Consider the following 14,911-nt stretch of genomic DNA (forward strand, 5'->3'; position numbering starts at 1 on the left):
CCAATTGGGTAGCTGGCTGTTCGGTGGAAAAAGGTTTTGTCCGGAGTGCGGCGATTCGAGATGGCTTGTTACCCGCGCTGAATACAACGAAATGATGCGAGAGGATGACTCATGCAAACCATCACAGCCCTTGAACAGTCATACGAACAGCTAAAAGCCATGCTGCGGATTATGCCGCCGCAAGAGGTGCGCCAGAAAATATGGCGTTCGTGGAAAGAAGAAAAGAAAGCATTAGAGGAAAAAGGTTATGTCAAACGTACACGAGTTGAACCGCGAGACACCCAGTTCATTGATGACGTTCGCCAATGTGGAAATTGAAGTGCTGTTAGAAGTGGCAAGGCATTGGATGAAAATGCGCGTGTGTCATGAGGTCGATCAAGACTTGCAAACAGGCTGGTTTTTTATGGGTACATGGAATCCACGTTTTAGCATTTTGAAGATCGAAAAGCAGGGTGCCAGAAAAGGCAAAACCAGCTTTGGTGGTTGGTCTGTTATGCCATTGCGATTGGCTGAAAAGTTCGAACCACGCGAAATGGGCGACGATCCATTTAGTAAACAGGAATTGGTGTTGCTAAGTGAAATGATGGTGGCGGCAGTAACGGGAAAATTAAAACGATTCCTAATGGATGGCGCGGCGACCATGCCAGAGGTTGACGGTGTTCGACATTCGGCAAAGTGGACGGGTAGCGCGGTTGCATTGCGCTTGGCGGAAAAGTTGGATTTAGCCGCGTTGGAAATAGCGCAAGAAGAAGAAAGAAAATTCAATGAATTTAATACGGGAGCGGTTGTTAAGCATGCTTAGTTATTGGAGTCATGAACAAGTATTAGAGCCAATTACACCCGCGCCAGCGGGTTTTATGTGGCCGCATGAGTGTGAAGAATGGCGTAAGGAGCGGTTGAAAGGTTTAAGTCATGAGGACGTTTTCGAATTGCGCGCGCGTCTTGACGAGTTAGACCAAGAAAAAGGCCACATTGTGGCTAATGCTTGGTTGGTTGAGGTGGTTGAGCGTTACCAACTATTAAACAAGATTTCGGTTATGCGTCCCTACGTGCAAAAGGAAGCGGAACGACTCGCCAAGCGAAGCCGTCAAGACTCCATTGAATGGTTGCGCGGTGTCGTGGCCCGTTTGCGTTTTTGCGACAAGATGATAAGCGAATTAGACGGGGCCGAGCTGAGCAAATGGGCAGAAACAAAGCGCTATGAATTCGAGTCCGGCATGTATGGGCTAATGGTTAACGAAGGGCGCGAAGCGGCTCTTAAGTGGACGGAAGTTCATTTGAAGGAAGTGGGCGTGGCGTTTAAAGATTGGGACGACCAAGACAAAGTTGTTGCCATGATTGCCCGCATGATCACACCAGAATGGTGGGCGCGCCAAGCCAAGAAGCAATGGCGAGTGGTTGAAAGTATCTTGCGCGAATGTGGCGAAGTCCACAACGGCGCATCCCCTTATCTTTCAAAATGGGGTTTAAACAAGTTCCGCAAACAACAAAGAGCCAACGCCGAATTTTTAAGGGGTTGGGAAGCGGTTAACCAAAATGACGAAGCCTTTACCCTAGAAGATTTATCCAGCCGTGGCATATCTAACCCGTTTATTCGTCGTGGTGAATTAATGGCGCGGGTTCGTGGTACGGAAGAGTTGGCTGTTGAAATGGGGCACGTTGGGTATTTCCTAACGTTGACCTGTCCATCTAAATATCACGCGGTGCGTAAAAACGGGCGCCGTGTTGGCAAGTTCTACAAAGCAAAATGCCCTGATCCAAGACGTGGGCAAACCTACCTATGCAATGTGTTTAAGCGCATTCGTTCAAAGTGCAAACGTGATGATGTGCATTTTTATGGGGTTCGTGTGGTCGAGCCACACCACGACGCCACGCCACATTGGCACATGATGGTGTTTGGCGAAGCCGCACAGCTAAAGAAGTTTTTAGCCATTTTTAAGCATTACGCATTGCAAGAAGACGGGCACGAAAAAGGCGCGGAAGAAAAGCGCTACGACATTAAATTCATGGATCCAGCGCAAGGAACGGCGGCGGGTTACATGGCGAAATACGTTTGTAAAAGCGTGGATGGTGAACACATTGAAAAAGACATTGAGACAGGGCGCAACGCGTCGGACATGTCCGAAAGTATCACAGGTTGGGCGCGTCGTTTTGGTATTCGACAGTTCCAATTTTTTGGCGGTGTGTCTGTGAGTGTATGGCGTGAACTACGCAAAATCAAAAAGGACGTGGGCGCGGTTATTAAACCAATTCATGAAGCTGCAGACAAAGGCCGTTGGAAAGACTTTACCAAACTGATGGGTGGTGTGTTCGCAGGTCGTAACCAAACTTTAAAGCTTCATTACAGCGAAGAAGAAGAAAACCAATACGGGGAATTGGTTTCGTCTGTCAAAGGTGTGGCCCGTGGTATTGAAGTATTCGTGACGCGTTTTTATGACTGGACGATCCAGCGTATTGGGTCTGGTTCTGGGTCTTCTTCTTTGAAGAACGGCGCAGCCGTTCCTTGGACTCGTGTCAATAACTGTACGGGGCCGAGTTTCGGCCTCGGAAATCAGCGAACCGGAAGCGGTGGAGGTGGCGCAAATGTCAGTACGGGTTAAATGTCCACGCTGCAAAGGCAAAGCGATTATCACGAACAGCAATGATTTAGCAAAAGACATAAAAGACGTGTTTTACAAAGAACTTTACGTGCAGTGCGTAGAGAAGGACGGATGCGGCGCGCGCGCGGTTTTTGGCATGGAATTTAAACACTACATCAACCCACCGCAAACCGACGTGGTCAGCATGGCCCGCAAGATTTTAGAACAGCAAGAACAACTGAACATCAAAGGGGTGTGAGCGTGAAAAGGGAAATCATAGTCGACAATTTCGCGGGCGGTGGTGGGGCGAGTACGGGCATAGAGCTTGGTTTAAATCGCCATGTGGATATTGCTATCAATCACGATCAAGCCGCAATCGATATGCATAAAATGAATCATCCAGAAACGCGCCATTACTGCGAGTCTGTATGGGACGTTGATCCGGTAGAGGCGTGTAATGGTCACCCCGTTGGGTTGGCGTGGTTTTCACCCGATTGCAAACACTTTTCAAAAGCAAAAGGCGCGACACCCGTAAACAAAAATATTCGTGGTTTGGCGTGGGTGGCCGTTCGTTGGGCGGCGTCGGTGCCTGTGCGTATGTTCATGCTTGAAAACGTAGAAGAGTTTTTAACGTGGGGGCCGGTGGTGGATGGCAAGCCGTGCAAGTTGGGAAAAGGAAAAACATTTAATTCCTTTATCAAAGCGCTGACGACTGGAATAAAACCAAATGAAGAATTAACGAAACAATCGGGGTTAAAAACCAATCATTCCTATTGGCGTGAAGCGGTTGTTGCGCTAGGGATTGAACATAATCCAAAGCTTAAGTTGCAATTATCCAAAGGGCTTGGTTACCAGGTGGAATGGAAAATGCTTAAAGCGTGTGATTTTGGTGTACCAACAAGCCGAACACGTCTTTTTTTGATTGCTCGTAAAGATGGCGACCCCATTGTATGGCCGGAACCAACACACGGTGAAGGGCTGCAGCCATACAAAACGGCGGCGGACATTATCGATTGGAATTTGCCTGTGAAATCGATCTTTGGAAGAAAAAAGCCATTGGCTGAAAACTCAATGAAACGGATTGCAAAAGGCTTGGAAAAATTCGCCTTCACGGATGCGCCATTTCTTGCGCCTGATCCGACTAAAATTAGTTTTATTACTGAATACGCCAATGCCAGCCATCAAAGAAACATGGCGATAGACGAACCATTGCGCACGATTTGCGCGCAAGTAAAAGGCGGTCATTTTGCTTTAGTCACTAGCCACATTGTGAAGTTTCGCGGTGACAACATCGGCCACGGCACCAACGAGCCTTTGCACACCATTTCCGCCGGCGGTTTTCATTTTGGCGAGGTGCGCGCTTTTCTTATCGAATATTACGGAACGGGTAGCGCACAAGAAATTGATAAGCCTTTGCACACTATTACCACGCGTGATCGTTTCGGGCTGGTCATGGTAAAGGGAACGGCTTACCAAATTATTGATATTGGCTTGCGCATGTTGGAACCATACGAGCTTTTTAAAGGTATGGGCTTTCCTGCAGATTACAAAATAAGCCATGACAGCCAAGGAAAGAAATTAACCAAAGCCAACCAAGTGGCACGCTGTGGAAACGCTGTTCCACCGCCATTTGCAGAAGCGTTAGCAAGGTCTAACTATAAGCCACTAAGCATAGAAATAGCGGCATAGGTGAAGCATGAGAAACAACGACCAAGCCAAAGCCGATAAGAAGCGCCAGCAGGACAAAGAGCGCCAGCGCGCCAAACGAGCGCGGGACGCTGAAAAAAATTCGGAACTCGGTATTCATGAATACCGAGTTCCCTTATCACAAACCGAGTCCGAAACACTGGCCGAGCTGTGCGCCTATCGCGGCGGGGCCGAGCCTTACAGTCCTGAAGAATTTATCTCTACCTTGATCCGTCGTGAAAAGAAGCGGGTGGATGAAGAGAAAAAGCATTTAGGGCAATGCGACTTTTGCGGCGAGCCATTGCCATTGGGGTGCAAAAACGGCCTTGGTATACCGAAATTAAAAGGCGTCGGCGGCTGCTTTTACACACGAGAAGAACGAAAACTGAGATTGTAAAGCCACAGCGTGACACGTCACGTTTTTAAAAAATAACACTGGGGAGTAATGACTATGAAAGCATTAGCGGCTAACGGAAAAAAAGACGTGGTAACAGGGAATGAGGTTAAAGCCATAAATTGGAACCAATTAGCAGAACTGGGTTTGATGGCCCGAATCAACCAAGAAGTATTGCACCCGCTAGGATTGGCCGTATCTCGTAATCCAGAAACGGGCAGCAGTGATCATATTTTTGTTTCTGATGACGGGGTTTATGAATACTCGGCAGGGACAAAAAGCCAGATTCCAAAGCTAACCAATGAACAGATTGAAGAAAAATTACTTGTCATGATAGGAGGGTCAAGAAAATGATTAACAACCTAGAAAACACCCTAGAACACGCCCAAAAAATCACCCTCGGGCAGGTAGACAACGGAACGCTTGCTACAGCGGTTACGTGTGCAGAAACGCTGCAAATAGTCAGACACGGCATCGTAGAGAGTTACGTGGTACCAAAACACCTAATTGATGACCTACTTTTGAAGGTGGACGTCCTAGAATGCGACAACAAACGCTTACTAGGCGAGCGCGTCGCGGAGTCTATTACAGTGCCAAAAAGCCACTTTTTCAATCATGATTTTAAAATTGATATGAACGCGGTAACGTCGTGTGATATGCCGCATGTATCTGAGTCAATGCAAGAAATGGAAATAAGCCGCCGCCTTAGAAAGCTTGAGCAGGAACCGAAAGCGGACGTGGATTCATTGTTTGATTTGTGTCGAAGTTTTAAACCAGAACAAACGCCCCAATGATGGGGCGTTTTGGTTATCTGTGCTTCTCTTGAAACTCTATTAGCTCTTGTTTTTTCTTTGGCCCAATGCCGCGACGTTTTACAAATTCATTCGGGTCAATCTCTAGGCATTTTTCAACGGTGGTGTAGCCTTCGGCGTAGAGTTCCCATGCGGCGGGTAATCCAAGACGTGCCAGTTTTCCGGCGAACCATTCTTGGCCGTGCGTTAATAGCGCGTCTTCGTCCAGTTCGCCGAAATGTTCCTCGGTGAATATAGGGTGTTCATTGAGATAGTCGTCTATAGCCTTAATCATATCTTCATCAGATAAACGTGATTCCACTATTTCGCGGTAGGCAATGAGGTTGTCTAAGAACTCTTCGGCAATGTCGGGTTCGTCGTCTGCAGTAAGCTCTAGCCACTCGGCGCTTTTATCTTTCTTGTATTTAGTTGGTAGTGATTTGTACTCGTCATTTGAAAAGGTCTTGAATGCCATTTTTAAATCATCAAGCGAGGTTTGAGGGCTGATATCTGGAACGTACTGCCAAGTAATGGTTTTGAGTTCAGCTAGATCAACGGCATCAAAAAGTATTCCAGACAGCCTATCAAGTTGCTTTTCGGTTAAGTCGTAATTGTCGGAAAGAGCATCTTGTGCCGCGTCGCAGGATTCAATAAAGGCTTTCACTTCCTCTTTGGTATTAAGTTCCTTAACCATTTGCCGCGCTTCTGTTTTGGTCGTGGGGGTTGGAACGGTAGCAACATGGGTTTTTTTATACGATTTTTGTTCAGTGTAAGGCGTGCTGTTCGATGTGCTTTTTACGGACGCTGCTTGACCATTAATGCTGATCGGCGCAAAGACAGTGGTTTTGTTTTGTTCGTAAGACGCTGCGTTTTTCTTTTTAAGCCCTTTGTTGTTGTCTATGCCGACATAAACGAATAACGCAAAGATGGCTAAAAAACCGATAGGGCCTAAGAAAAAACCACCAATAACACCGAAAAAGAGAGACATAAAGAATATGCCTTTTTTGCTCATAGGCTCTTTGGTTTTTTTATTGGCTTCTTTTACAGAGTTAAGAAAGCCTGTTTTTTTCTTGGTCGGTGGTATGTTGGTTTTTTGCTGGTCAAATGATTGCCATTCGGGGGCGTCGCTGTTTTCCGCGAGTTCCATAAGGTCAAAGCGAAAGCTCTTTTCTGAGTCGGAAGCAAAGCACTTTGCATAGACTTTATAATTATCAACTTTAAGCGGCATGATAGTGCGGCGAGTGCCAGGCGAACTACCACCATGATAAATGATTTCAAACGCTTCACCTGTTCGTAAATCGATGGCTTCTTTCATTGCTTGGCGTATTTCTCTGTAATCCATAAATCCTCCTTAATCTGACATTAAGGTGAATATACGTTATTTACAAAAGCGTGACACGTCACGTTTTTAAATATTGACCGTTTAAAGTCCTTGCAAATCATCAACCCCAAAGTCACTAACCAAAACGGCGCTAAGTTCTGGCCCTGCCAATCTGACCAAAAACGGCCTTACACACGGGTCATTTATCAACGCGGAAACCTTGAACGATTTCGCCATGCGCATGTGCGTATCGTACATGTTTTGAATCATGCTGATTTCGTTGCTAATCATCCCTAATATTGATAATAAATTGCTGCCAAGCTCGGCGGTGACTCTGTCTAGTAGCGCTTCGAATTCTTCTAGTTCCATCGTACCGCCATCGAATGCGGTAATGCCTCGGTCTAGTTCGTTCAATATGTCCGTTGATGCTGCCAATAAACTATCTGTTGCGCCGCCGATGGTGCCAGCTATCGTATTTATGTTGGCGCAACTTTCTGGAATGTCGCTAATGTAACTGTCTACCGACTTAACCGCGCTTGCCACTTGCATGTCGTCCAGTAATGAATTAAGGCGCGTTTGTACATGCGCGTTTAACGTGTTCGCGCCAATGCCATAATTCAATAAAGACAACTGACACGCCATTACTTTGGCTTCGTTGGGTAGCGTTGGGTCAATAATCACTTCCCCTTCAACGGGTAGGTATTTATCTAGCCGCGTGCGTAGCGTGCCGCATTGGCTATTTGCGGCCGTGGCTTTGCTCATGGTCGCGCTTTGAAAAGCGTTACTAGAGCCAAACGCATTGAATAAGCCTTTATTAAAATTGAGTGACATAATTAATTGCCTGCCTTTGCATCAACCAACCATCGCGGCTCGTTGAATTGAATTTTTGCCCGCGTTAGTAACTGGTCGTTTAGTTCCTGCCAAATAGCCTGTTTAGGAATGGTTTCACAGTCGTAATACACTTCACGAACGTTCTTTAAATCCCCATGCCCTGCAGCATTGTTTGCCATGATAGACGCCAAGCCAGCGGGCACGCGGTGCATATTTAAAATGTCTTGCTGAGTGATTTCTTTGATTTTGTCGTATTCGTCACGGTTGCCAAAGTCACCAACGGGGATAACTTGCACGCGGTCTTTTGTGTAGCCCGGTTTGCCTTGTAGCGTGGATGCCATGTTTAAATAAAGGGATCGATGATTGCCAGGGCCCTTTGAGTGAGAGATCGCGTCTTGTAAGTCATTGGCTTTGTTTTTATCTAAATCAAATGTTACCAAGATATACCCAGTGTGGGCGCCATTCTGATAATACTTGCGACGGAAAAGCGTGGCCGCTTCGCCTAATAAAATACTGTGAATGCCAGAAAAGTAGGTAGGCACACCGTAAAGACCTTGGCGAATATCGCCGCCGTTTAGATGAATAATGTCGGCCGCGTCGTATTCCGTCCAACTTCCATCGCTGTTCAGTAAATAGTAATTGTCTTCCGTACCCACGCGCATATTCACCGCGGGCAAACGAATATAACGATTAATGCCGCCTAGCCAATTGCGAATCGCCAAGAAGTAAGCGTTATCAAACACCTCGAAATCTTTAAACGCGCCGCGGGCTTCGCGGCGGGCTATCATTGGGTTATCTTGCCAGCTTGCCAAAAGTTGATTTTGTTTAAACTCCAATACACTGGCATGGGTGCCGTTGGCATACATGGTTTTTGCCAGCCCTGCCAAACTGACAGGCGGGACATACCAATACCCGTTCGAATCCGCAAACACGCCTAAATAGTCGCTGATCTGACTGCCCAATACAGGCTCGGGATCACCAAAGGAAAACGCTGTCGGTTGTACTTCTTCTTTTGGCATCAATACGCCCGTTGATGTGCTGGTGTATGAGCTGTCTATTCGTTGGCGCGGTTTCTGTGTTGTCATGATTCGTTGTCCTGTTTATTGACTCATTGCCATGTGTGTTTCGTTGTCGTTTGCTGTGTCGTCGGCTTTTTTCGATTCGAAGAATTGTTTTTCCGCCTGCATCGCGTGGAATGCTGCCCACGCCAAATCCGCGTGGCCTGTTTCGCCACTGCGTGCTGCGCCGTAGGTGATAGAGCCATTAGGCGTGGTGATTTGGTGAATCATCATCAACGATTGCGAAAGCTCTTTATTGCCCATGTCGTATCCGAATCGACCGCCATCAATTAGGCGTTTTGCTCGCGTTACCAGGTCGGTTTTTTCGGAAACGGAATAATAAATGGGCACCACAAAATCTAGGTCCAGATCCAAACAGCACTGGAAGGTGTCGTGACCAATGCCCGTGGTGTCAATGCCACACCATTTAACGTTGAATCGTTTGTATATCTCGGCAATACGCGCGGCTTGGTATTCGGACGTAATACCCTTAAATTGATGGGTTTCAATAACGCGCCATTTTTGCGCCAATGTTCGCGGGATTTCCAACACCACCAAAGCGGCGTTATCTCGAATCCGTGAAGGGTCATAACCAATCGCCACCGGTCTATTACGGCTTGGGTTGTCGCTGTCGAAATCAACATCCGTCCATTTGCTGTACGCGTCGACCATGCATTTTTGCAGCGTAGAAAACGGGAATACGCTTTCGTTGTCGTCAACAAATTTACAACCAAATAGGTTTTCATAGTCGGCCTTGCTGTATTCCGCTTTGAGCTCGTCAATGTCGAACAGCGTACAGCCGGCTTTTTCTGCATCTTCCACGGTGACCAAGTGGCGCCATATTTTGTCGCCACCAAGCGAGCCTTTTTTAAGCAACTTGTCGGATAAATCAATATCCACTTTACGGGATCGGTTTTTATTGAATTTCGCACCGCTCCAATGTTCATAGGCGGGATGTTGCAAACTGGACGGCGTGGAAAAGTAAGTGCGGCGCCACTTTTTATGCGCGGCCATACCAGACGCCAATTTTTGCAACTTGGCGTAACCGTGAATCCAGAATACTTCGTCAACATAAAGGTGGCCGTGGTAGCCCTGCGCCGTGCTGGAGTTAGTCGAGAGAAAATACAGCGTGGCCCATGATTTGCCGTCTTTCGTTAGCTCGATAGAATCTTGGCCTTTCAACTCAATATCAAACGTATTGCGGGCGAACGCCTGAATATAGCCTTTGAATATTCGCGCCTGGTCTTTAGAGGCGGATAGGAATACTTGGTTTTCGCCATTCTTCACTGCGTCTTCGAACGCTTCCCAAGCGAAATAGTAGGTTGCACCAATCTGACGGCTTTTTAATATAAAGCGGTTTCGGCATAGGTCGGGATCGTGTGCCACGGCACGCCACAGCTTTTGGTATTCGAATAGGTTTTCATGGGCCCATTCATCAAACAAGCCAATATCAATACCGCTAATGTCGTTTTTCGCCTTGGCTTTTTTCTTACTATTGCTGCGACGATTGCCACGGCTTATGGCGCCTTCCACCGCTTCCGGTTTGCCATCGGCAATGGCTTTGGCTTCGGCCATGATCTTTTTGGCCTTGGCTAGATCCTGTTCCATGCTGCCGTAAATTTGGCATAACGCTCTTAGCTCTTGAATTTCGTCTTTCGTCTTATTTTCACGGTTCGTGAGCGTATTAATGCGGCGGCTGACTTCTATAGAGGGCGTGTCGTAAGCCAGCAATTCTTTCCAATTGAATTTATCAATCCAGTTAAAAATAGTCCTTTCGCTGACGTTCAAGCGTGCGGATATCTCCGACGGTTTGTGCGCGTGGATATAAAGCTTTCGTGCGTATTCAATCGTATCTGTGGAATGTGCCATGTCGCCATATTAGCTGCCACAACAGCAACTAATAACGTCAGTAAATACAATGAGTTGCGCTTTTGCCTTTATCGCAATTCCGTGGATTTTACCCGCTGGAATCGTCGGGTTTTGGCGCTTATCTTTGCTCTATCGAGTGTTTAAACGAATTAAGCGAGACAGGAAAAGGGCACGACATGGCGGATAAAACGAAAGAGTCGAAATGGTTCAAAGTCGCAACGGCTGGCCCGACTGTGGATGGTCGAGAGATCAAAGAACAGTGGCTAATTGATATGGCTGAAACCTACGACATGGACGAATACACCGCCAGTATTTTTCAAGACCATTACGGTTGGTATGGCAATTACGGCCAAGTGGTCGCGGTAAAAGCAGAGAAAGACGCCAAGGGCCGCTTGTGTCTATTTGCTCAAATCAAAGCAAACAAAATGCTGTTGGCATTGAATAAAGCGGGTCAAAAACTCTTTACCAGTATTCGCGTGATTGAAGATTTCGCAGCGACGGGTAAAGCCTATTTGATGCACTTAGCCATTACAGACGAGCCCGCCAGCCTTGGAACGGAACAACTTTCCTTTAGCCAGAACGGCGAACACTCCCAAATTTTTGCGGATAAAGACGGCGTAGAGCTGGACTTTAACGCACCCCAAACAGACGAAGAATTGGCGGCGGAAGTTACGAAACGCCCTGGTTTTTTACAACGTTTTTTTAGCAAGCAAATCTCCCCAACACAGGACGAAAACCCCATGACTGATGAAGAAAAGAAAGCGTTTGCCAAGATGCAAACCGAAATGACCGAATTTAAAACCCTGCTTGAAAAAGCCTTGGCCAAAGGTGAGCAAGAAGGTGGCGAATCAAATGAATTCACAACGGAAATTAAAGCGCTGCAAGACAAAATCGCCACGCTAGAAAGCGAAAAAGCCGCGTTTGCCAAGCAAGCGGAAACGCTAGGTGAGCTAAACGAAAAATTCACCAAGATGGAAGGCGAATTTGCACAAGCGTTGAAAGACAAAACGGAAATGCCGCCAAAGAGCAAAGGCGAGTCGGAAACCAGTTTCGAAATCGTTTAGGTCAGGTCACACGAAAAGCGTCTGGGGAGCCGCTTAAAAAAGAATCTTAGATAGGAAAAGAAGATGGCTACAAAATCGTTATCAGTACAGGGCAGAACACAGCTAAAAGCGTATTTAAATAATGTTTACGCGTCGGTGGGTGCTGCGCTTGGCGAACAATTCGACGTCACGCCGTCTGTGCAACAACGCTTGTATGAAAAAGCGGTTGAGCATGGCGCGTGGTTCCTCGGCATGATCAATGTTGCAGTGGTTACCGAAATCAAAGGCGAGAAAGTCGGCCTGATGGTGGCGGGCTTAATCACAAAGCGTACCAACACCAATACCACAGATCGTCAAACATCCAGTGTCGTTAGTGAAGATTCAAAAGGTTACGAATGCCAATTCACCGAAACCGATGTGCATATCAACTATGCAAAATTGGATCAGTGGCGCAACCGTACACCGCAGCAATACGGCGATTTGTATTCGGCTTTATATCGAAAAGCCATGGTCGATGACCGTGTGCGCATTGGTTGGCACGGTACGTCTATTGCGACCACAACGAACAAAGTGGCAAATCCGAACGGTGAAGACGTCAACAAAGGCTGGATTCAAAAAGTACGTGAAGAAGCGGCGGCACAAATTGACGAAGAAGGTTTGACCTTCGGTCATGCCGATGCGGATATGCGTAATTTGGACGTGGTGGTTGAAAGCGCCAAGCAAATGATCCCTGAACATTTGCGCGACGATTCCGAATTGGTCGCGTTCATTTCGTCCGACTTGATGAGCGATTACCGCCTTGAAAGCTTGGCCGCGAATGGCGACAAAGCAACGGAAAAAACACAGGTAAACGATAACCGTGTAACCGGCATTTTTGCTGGTCTAAAAGCGATTACGCCACCGTTTTTTCCGTCTGGCACTGTAATTGTGACTTACCCAGAAAACTTGTCGATTTATCTGCAAGAAGGGTCGTTGCGTCGTCATATTAAAGACGAGCCGAAACGTTCACGCGTGGAAGATTACAACTCTGAAAACGTGGATTACATCGTCGAAGAAACCGACGCAATCGGCATTATCAAAGGCATTACGAAATACGTACCAACGCCATAAATTAAACCAATGGTTTAACAAATGGTATTCGCTCAATCGCGAGTGCCATTGATTAAACCCATACAAATGGAAAGCAAACATGAACCTGATACAGCAGCGACGCCTTGCCAGATTAGCGAAGCAAAACGCGAAAAACGAAGCGGCGAAACCAGCCAATAAAGACAGCAAAGGCAATAAGCCGGTTGTCTCTAAATTGCGTCAATACATGCAAAAAGCCAAAGCTGATGCTGTGCCTGTAGTCGATCAAAAAGAACCACTAAAAACGGATGCGCCGGAAGATAAAAAAGACGAGCAGTCCGAAAAGCTAGACGACTTAGAAAACCAAGTCGACGGCGTGGAAGGCTCGGTTGATGAACTAAAAACCGACGTAGAAAGCCAAGGTGAAAAAACCGACGCATTGGCCGGAACCGTTGACGAACTAAGCAGTGATTTAGATAGCGTCAAAGACGACGTTAGCGAACTAGATGGCCGCTTAGATTGGGTCGAAAACGACATTGAAAAAATTAAAGAAAAGCTGCAAGACGATTCCGAATTTATCGGCAATCCAGAGCTTGAAACGCACAAAGCGATTTTAGCGGCCAGCATTGACGAAATGCTAAACGTGGAAGACATCGAAGACCGCAAAGCCTACAAAGCGGAAGCCATTATAAAGCTAGAAGCGTTTGTAAATGGCTACGTACAAAGCGCCGCGAAATACCCAAACATCGTGGCGGTGTGGTTCATGATTTGGTTGTTTGACTTGGGCGATATTGCCCGCGCGGTGCCATTAGCATTGCACCTTGCTAAGCAAAAAATTCACAACATGCCGACGCGTTTTAGCTCCAGCATAGAAACCTTTATTTGTGACCAAATGTACGACTGGGCAAAGGCTAAGTTGGAAGCGAATAAAAGCGCGGGGCCGTATTTGGATGACTTAATTAAAACGATTGAGTCGGAGAAATGGAAATTATCAGACATTGTCCACGGGAAAATGTACGCCATGCACGGCAAGCATTTGGAAGTGCTAGGCGAAGAGGAGGCGGCATTAAGTGCCTTTGAAAAAGCCATGTCATTGAATAGCGCGGCAGGCGTAAAAAAGAAAATGGAAAAGTTACAGGCAAGTTTGGCTAAAAAAGTAAAAGAATCTTAACGGGCTCCCCCAGGTGGCACACACAACGGCTTTGGCGTAGTCATTTTATGGCGATGACCATAAGCCGCTTGTGATGTGTTCCATAACCAATATCAGGAGTAAGAAACGTGAGTTTAAACGGCAAAACAACCGCCAGCACGACAACGGACACAGTGATTAAAAACACGCGCCCGTTCTTTCCTGATATTGAATTGCAAGCGTTTATTGAAAACTACCGCTTGCCAGGTGAATACAACGAAGCGCCGCTTATTTACGAATTAACAGGTGCCATGCGTCACGTAAACGAAGAATTGACCGACGATGTTTTGGTCCTGCAAAGCGTGATCGTCGCGGAAACACTGGCCGCGTTCGATGAAGAATTAGTGGCAGTTTACCAAGCTGCAGTCATGCACTGGGCGCGGTCTGGATTGATCAAGTATTTCGAAACCATCAACCGCAAAGCAGCGGCAGAAATACAGGGCGAACGTAACGAAATCATTGTTACAGAATGGAAAAGCGAGGCGCAAAGCTGCATCGACATGCTAAGCAAGCGCATTCTAGAAGTGGCAGCAGATAGCGGCGCGCTAGGAATCGGACGTCGTGAATATGCCGACGGTTTTAGAGCATCGATCATATGAAAAAGCTCGCCGCACTACGCGCGTTTTTAGTGGGGACTGGGTGCTTCAATAGTGAAAAATTTGAAGCGTGGCCGGAAGAGCTGGAGCAGGTATCAAGAGGAAAGTTAGAAGGCAACCGCGTGTTGCTTTATACCATGAAATATCGCGCGGCCTATTCCATAGAAGAATACGCCTATTGCAAATACCCGTTCGAGATTTTGCACACAAAGTTAATTACTTGGTTAGCAGACAACGACGAACGCAGCGATATGGAAGGCAGAGAGCCAAAAATTGATGTTGATTTGCTAGACGACGAAACAGCCAACATTGAAATAACACTGGATTTTGAAGAAGACGTTTACATAACAGAAGACGAAAGCGGCGACATTGAATACTTCGGGAAAATGTGGCGATTAGACGCGCCAGACCATGACGTTGCCGAATCGTTTGATTTAGTTGATCAGAATGAATAGCGCCAGCGGTGTAAGTGCTAATTGGAGCGGC

The 14,911-nt window shown here is 46.8% G+C and carries 17 protein-coding genes; 13 read left to right on the forward strand and 4 right to left on the reverse strand.

The features are described 5' to 3' along the window. Positions 1 to 111 precede the first annotated feature (111 nt). Genes TY87_RS22480 through TY87_RS09285 form a run of 8 tightly spaced genes read left to right on the forward strand, consistent with a single transcriptional unit; the run spans position 112 to position 5,453 of the window. Complete coding sequence (locus TY87_RS22480; RefSeq protein WP_157789883.1) at positions 112 to 318, forward strand: hypothetical protein; 207 nt, start codon at positions 112 to 114, stop codon at positions 316 to 318. Beyond that, entirely contained in the window at positions 248 to 802 is a 555-nt protein-coding gene (locus TY87_RS09255) for a hypothetical protein (RefSeq protein WP_100186864.1), read from the forward strand. The genes TY87_RS22480 and TY87_RS09255 overlap by 71 nt, the downstream gene beginning before the upstream one ends. Continuing rightward, positions 765 to 2,600: a replication endonuclease gene (locus TY87_RS09260; RefSeq protein WP_100186865.1), complete on the forward strand. Its 1,836-nt coding sequence runs from the start codon at positions 765 to 767 to the stop codon at positions 2,598 to 2,600. Before TY87_RS09255 ends, TY87_RS09260 begins: the two co-directional genes overlap by 38 nt. Next, the gene (locus TY87_RS09265) at positions 2,584 to 2,838 is read left to right on the forward strand and encodes an ogr/Delta-like zinc finger family protein (RefSeq protein ID WP_100186866.1); all 255 of its coding nucleotides are present in this window, start codon (positions 2,584 to 2,586) and stop codon (positions 2,836 to 2,838) included. Before TY87_RS09260 ends, TY87_RS09265 begins: the two co-directional genes overlap by 17 nt. Before the next feature lie 2 nt (positions 2,839 to 2,840). Then, positions 2,841 to 4,268 carry a DNA cytosine methyltransferase gene (locus TY87_RS09270; RefSeq protein ID WP_232617100.1) on the forward strand — a complete coding sequence of 476 codons (1,428 nt, stop codon included), beginning with the start codon at positions 2,841 to 2,843 and terminating at the stop codon, positions 4,266 to 4,268. 7 nt (positions 4,269 to 4,275) lie between these two features. After that, positions 4,276 to 4,662 (forward strand): hypothetical protein, encoded by a 387-nt coding sequence (locus TY87_RS09275; protein ID WP_100186868.1) that lies wholly within the window; start codon positions 4,276 to 4,278, stop codon positions 4,660 to 4,662. A 54-nt stretch (positions 4,663 to 4,716) separates the two neighbouring features. Next, positions 4,717 to 5,013: a DUF7415 domain-containing protein gene (locus TY87_RS09280; RefSeq protein ID WP_198432067.1), complete on the forward strand. Its 297-nt coding sequence runs from the start codon at positions 4,717 to 4,719 to the stop codon at positions 5,011 to 5,013. After that, positions 5,010 to 5,453 (forward strand): hypothetical protein, encoded by a 444-nt coding sequence (locus TY87_RS09285; RefSeq protein WP_100186869.1) that lies wholly within the window; start codon positions 5,010 to 5,012, stop codon positions 5,451 to 5,453. Before TY87_RS09280 ends, TY87_RS09285 begins: the two co-directional genes overlap by 4 nt. Before the next feature lie 13 nt (positions 5,454 to 5,466). Here TY87_RS09285 and TY87_RS09290 read toward each other — a convergent pair whose 3' ends face one another. From TY87_RS09290 to TY87_RS09305, 4 genes are all read right to left on the reverse strand, one after another. After that, complete coding sequence (locus TY87_RS09290; RefSeq protein WP_100186870.1) at positions 5,467 to 6,792, reverse strand: hypothetical protein; 1,326 nt, start codon at positions 6,790 to 6,792, stop codon at positions 5,467 to 5,469. An 81-nt stretch (positions 6,793 to 6,873) separates the two neighbouring features. After that, positions 6,874 to 7,602 (reverse strand): DUF7217 family protein, encoded by a 729-nt coding sequence (locus TY87_RS09295; protein WP_100186871.1) that lies wholly within the window; start codon positions 7,600 to 7,602, stop codon positions 6,874 to 6,876. Positions 7,603 to 7,604: 2 nt separating this feature from the next. Continuing rightward, positions 7,605 to 8,687, reverse strand: coding sequence for a phage portal protein (locus TY87_RS09300; protein ID WP_100186872.1), 1,083 nt, complete (start codon positions 8,685 to 8,687; stop codon positions 7,605 to 7,607). A gap of 15 nt (positions 8,688 to 8,702) precedes the next feature. Beyond that, complete coding sequence (locus TY87_RS09305; protein ID WP_100186873.1) at positions 8,703 to 10,529, reverse strand: terminase large subunit domain-containing protein; 1,827 nt, start codon at positions 10,527 to 10,529, stop codon at positions 8,703 to 8,705. A 176-nt stretch (positions 10,530 to 10,705) separates the two neighbouring features. Here TY87_RS09305 and TY87_RS09310 point away from each other — a divergent pair, with 176 nt between their 5' ends. The 5 genes from TY87_RS09310 to TY87_RS09330 all read left to right on the forward strand — a co-directional run bounded on the left by TY87_RS09310 (position 10,706) and on the right by TY87_RS09330 (position 14,880). After that, positions 10,706 to 11,593 carry a GPO family capsid scaffolding protein gene (locus TY87_RS09310; protein WP_100186874.1) on the forward strand — a complete coding sequence of 296 codons (888 nt, stop codon included), beginning with the start codon at positions 10,706 to 10,708 and terminating at the stop codon, positions 11,591 to 11,593. 63 nt (positions 11,594 to 11,656) lie between these two features. Next, on the forward strand, positions 11,657 to 12,682 hold the full coding sequence (locus TY87_RS09315) for a phage major capsid protein, P2 family (RefSeq protein ID WP_100186875.1): 1,026 nt from the start codon (positions 11,657 to 11,659) through the stop codon (positions 12,680 to 12,682). Positions 12,683 to 12,761: 79 nt separating this feature from the next. Beyond that, the gene (gene gpM / locus TY87_RS09320) at positions 12,762 to 13,811 is read left to right on the forward strand and encodes a phage terminase small subunit (RefSeq protein WP_100186876.1); all 1,050 of its coding nucleotides are present in this window, start codon (positions 12,762 to 12,764) and stop codon (positions 13,809 to 13,811) included. Positions 13,812 to 13,918: 107 nt separating this feature from the next. Further along, positions 13,919 to 14,428 (forward strand): head completion/stabilization protein, encoded by a 510-nt coding sequence (locus tag TY87_RS09325; RefSeq protein ID WP_157789884.1) that lies wholly within the window; start codon positions 13,919 to 13,921, stop codon positions 14,426 to 14,428. Then, positions 14,425 to 14,880: a phage tail protein gene (locus tag TY87_RS09330; protein ID WP_100186878.1), complete on the forward strand. Its 456-nt coding sequence runs from the start codon at positions 14,425 to 14,427 to the stop codon at positions 14,878 to 14,880. Before TY87_RS09325 ends, TY87_RS09330 begins: the two co-directional genes overlap by 4 nt. Positions 14,881 to 14,911 lie beyond the last annotated feature (31 nt).

The sequence above is a fragment of the Marinomonas sp. BSi20584 genome (assembly GCF_002792415.1).
Taxonomy (GTDB): domain Bacteria; phylum Pseudomonadota; class Gammaproteobacteria; order Pseudomonadales; family Marinomonadaceae; genus Marinomonas; species Marinomonas polaris.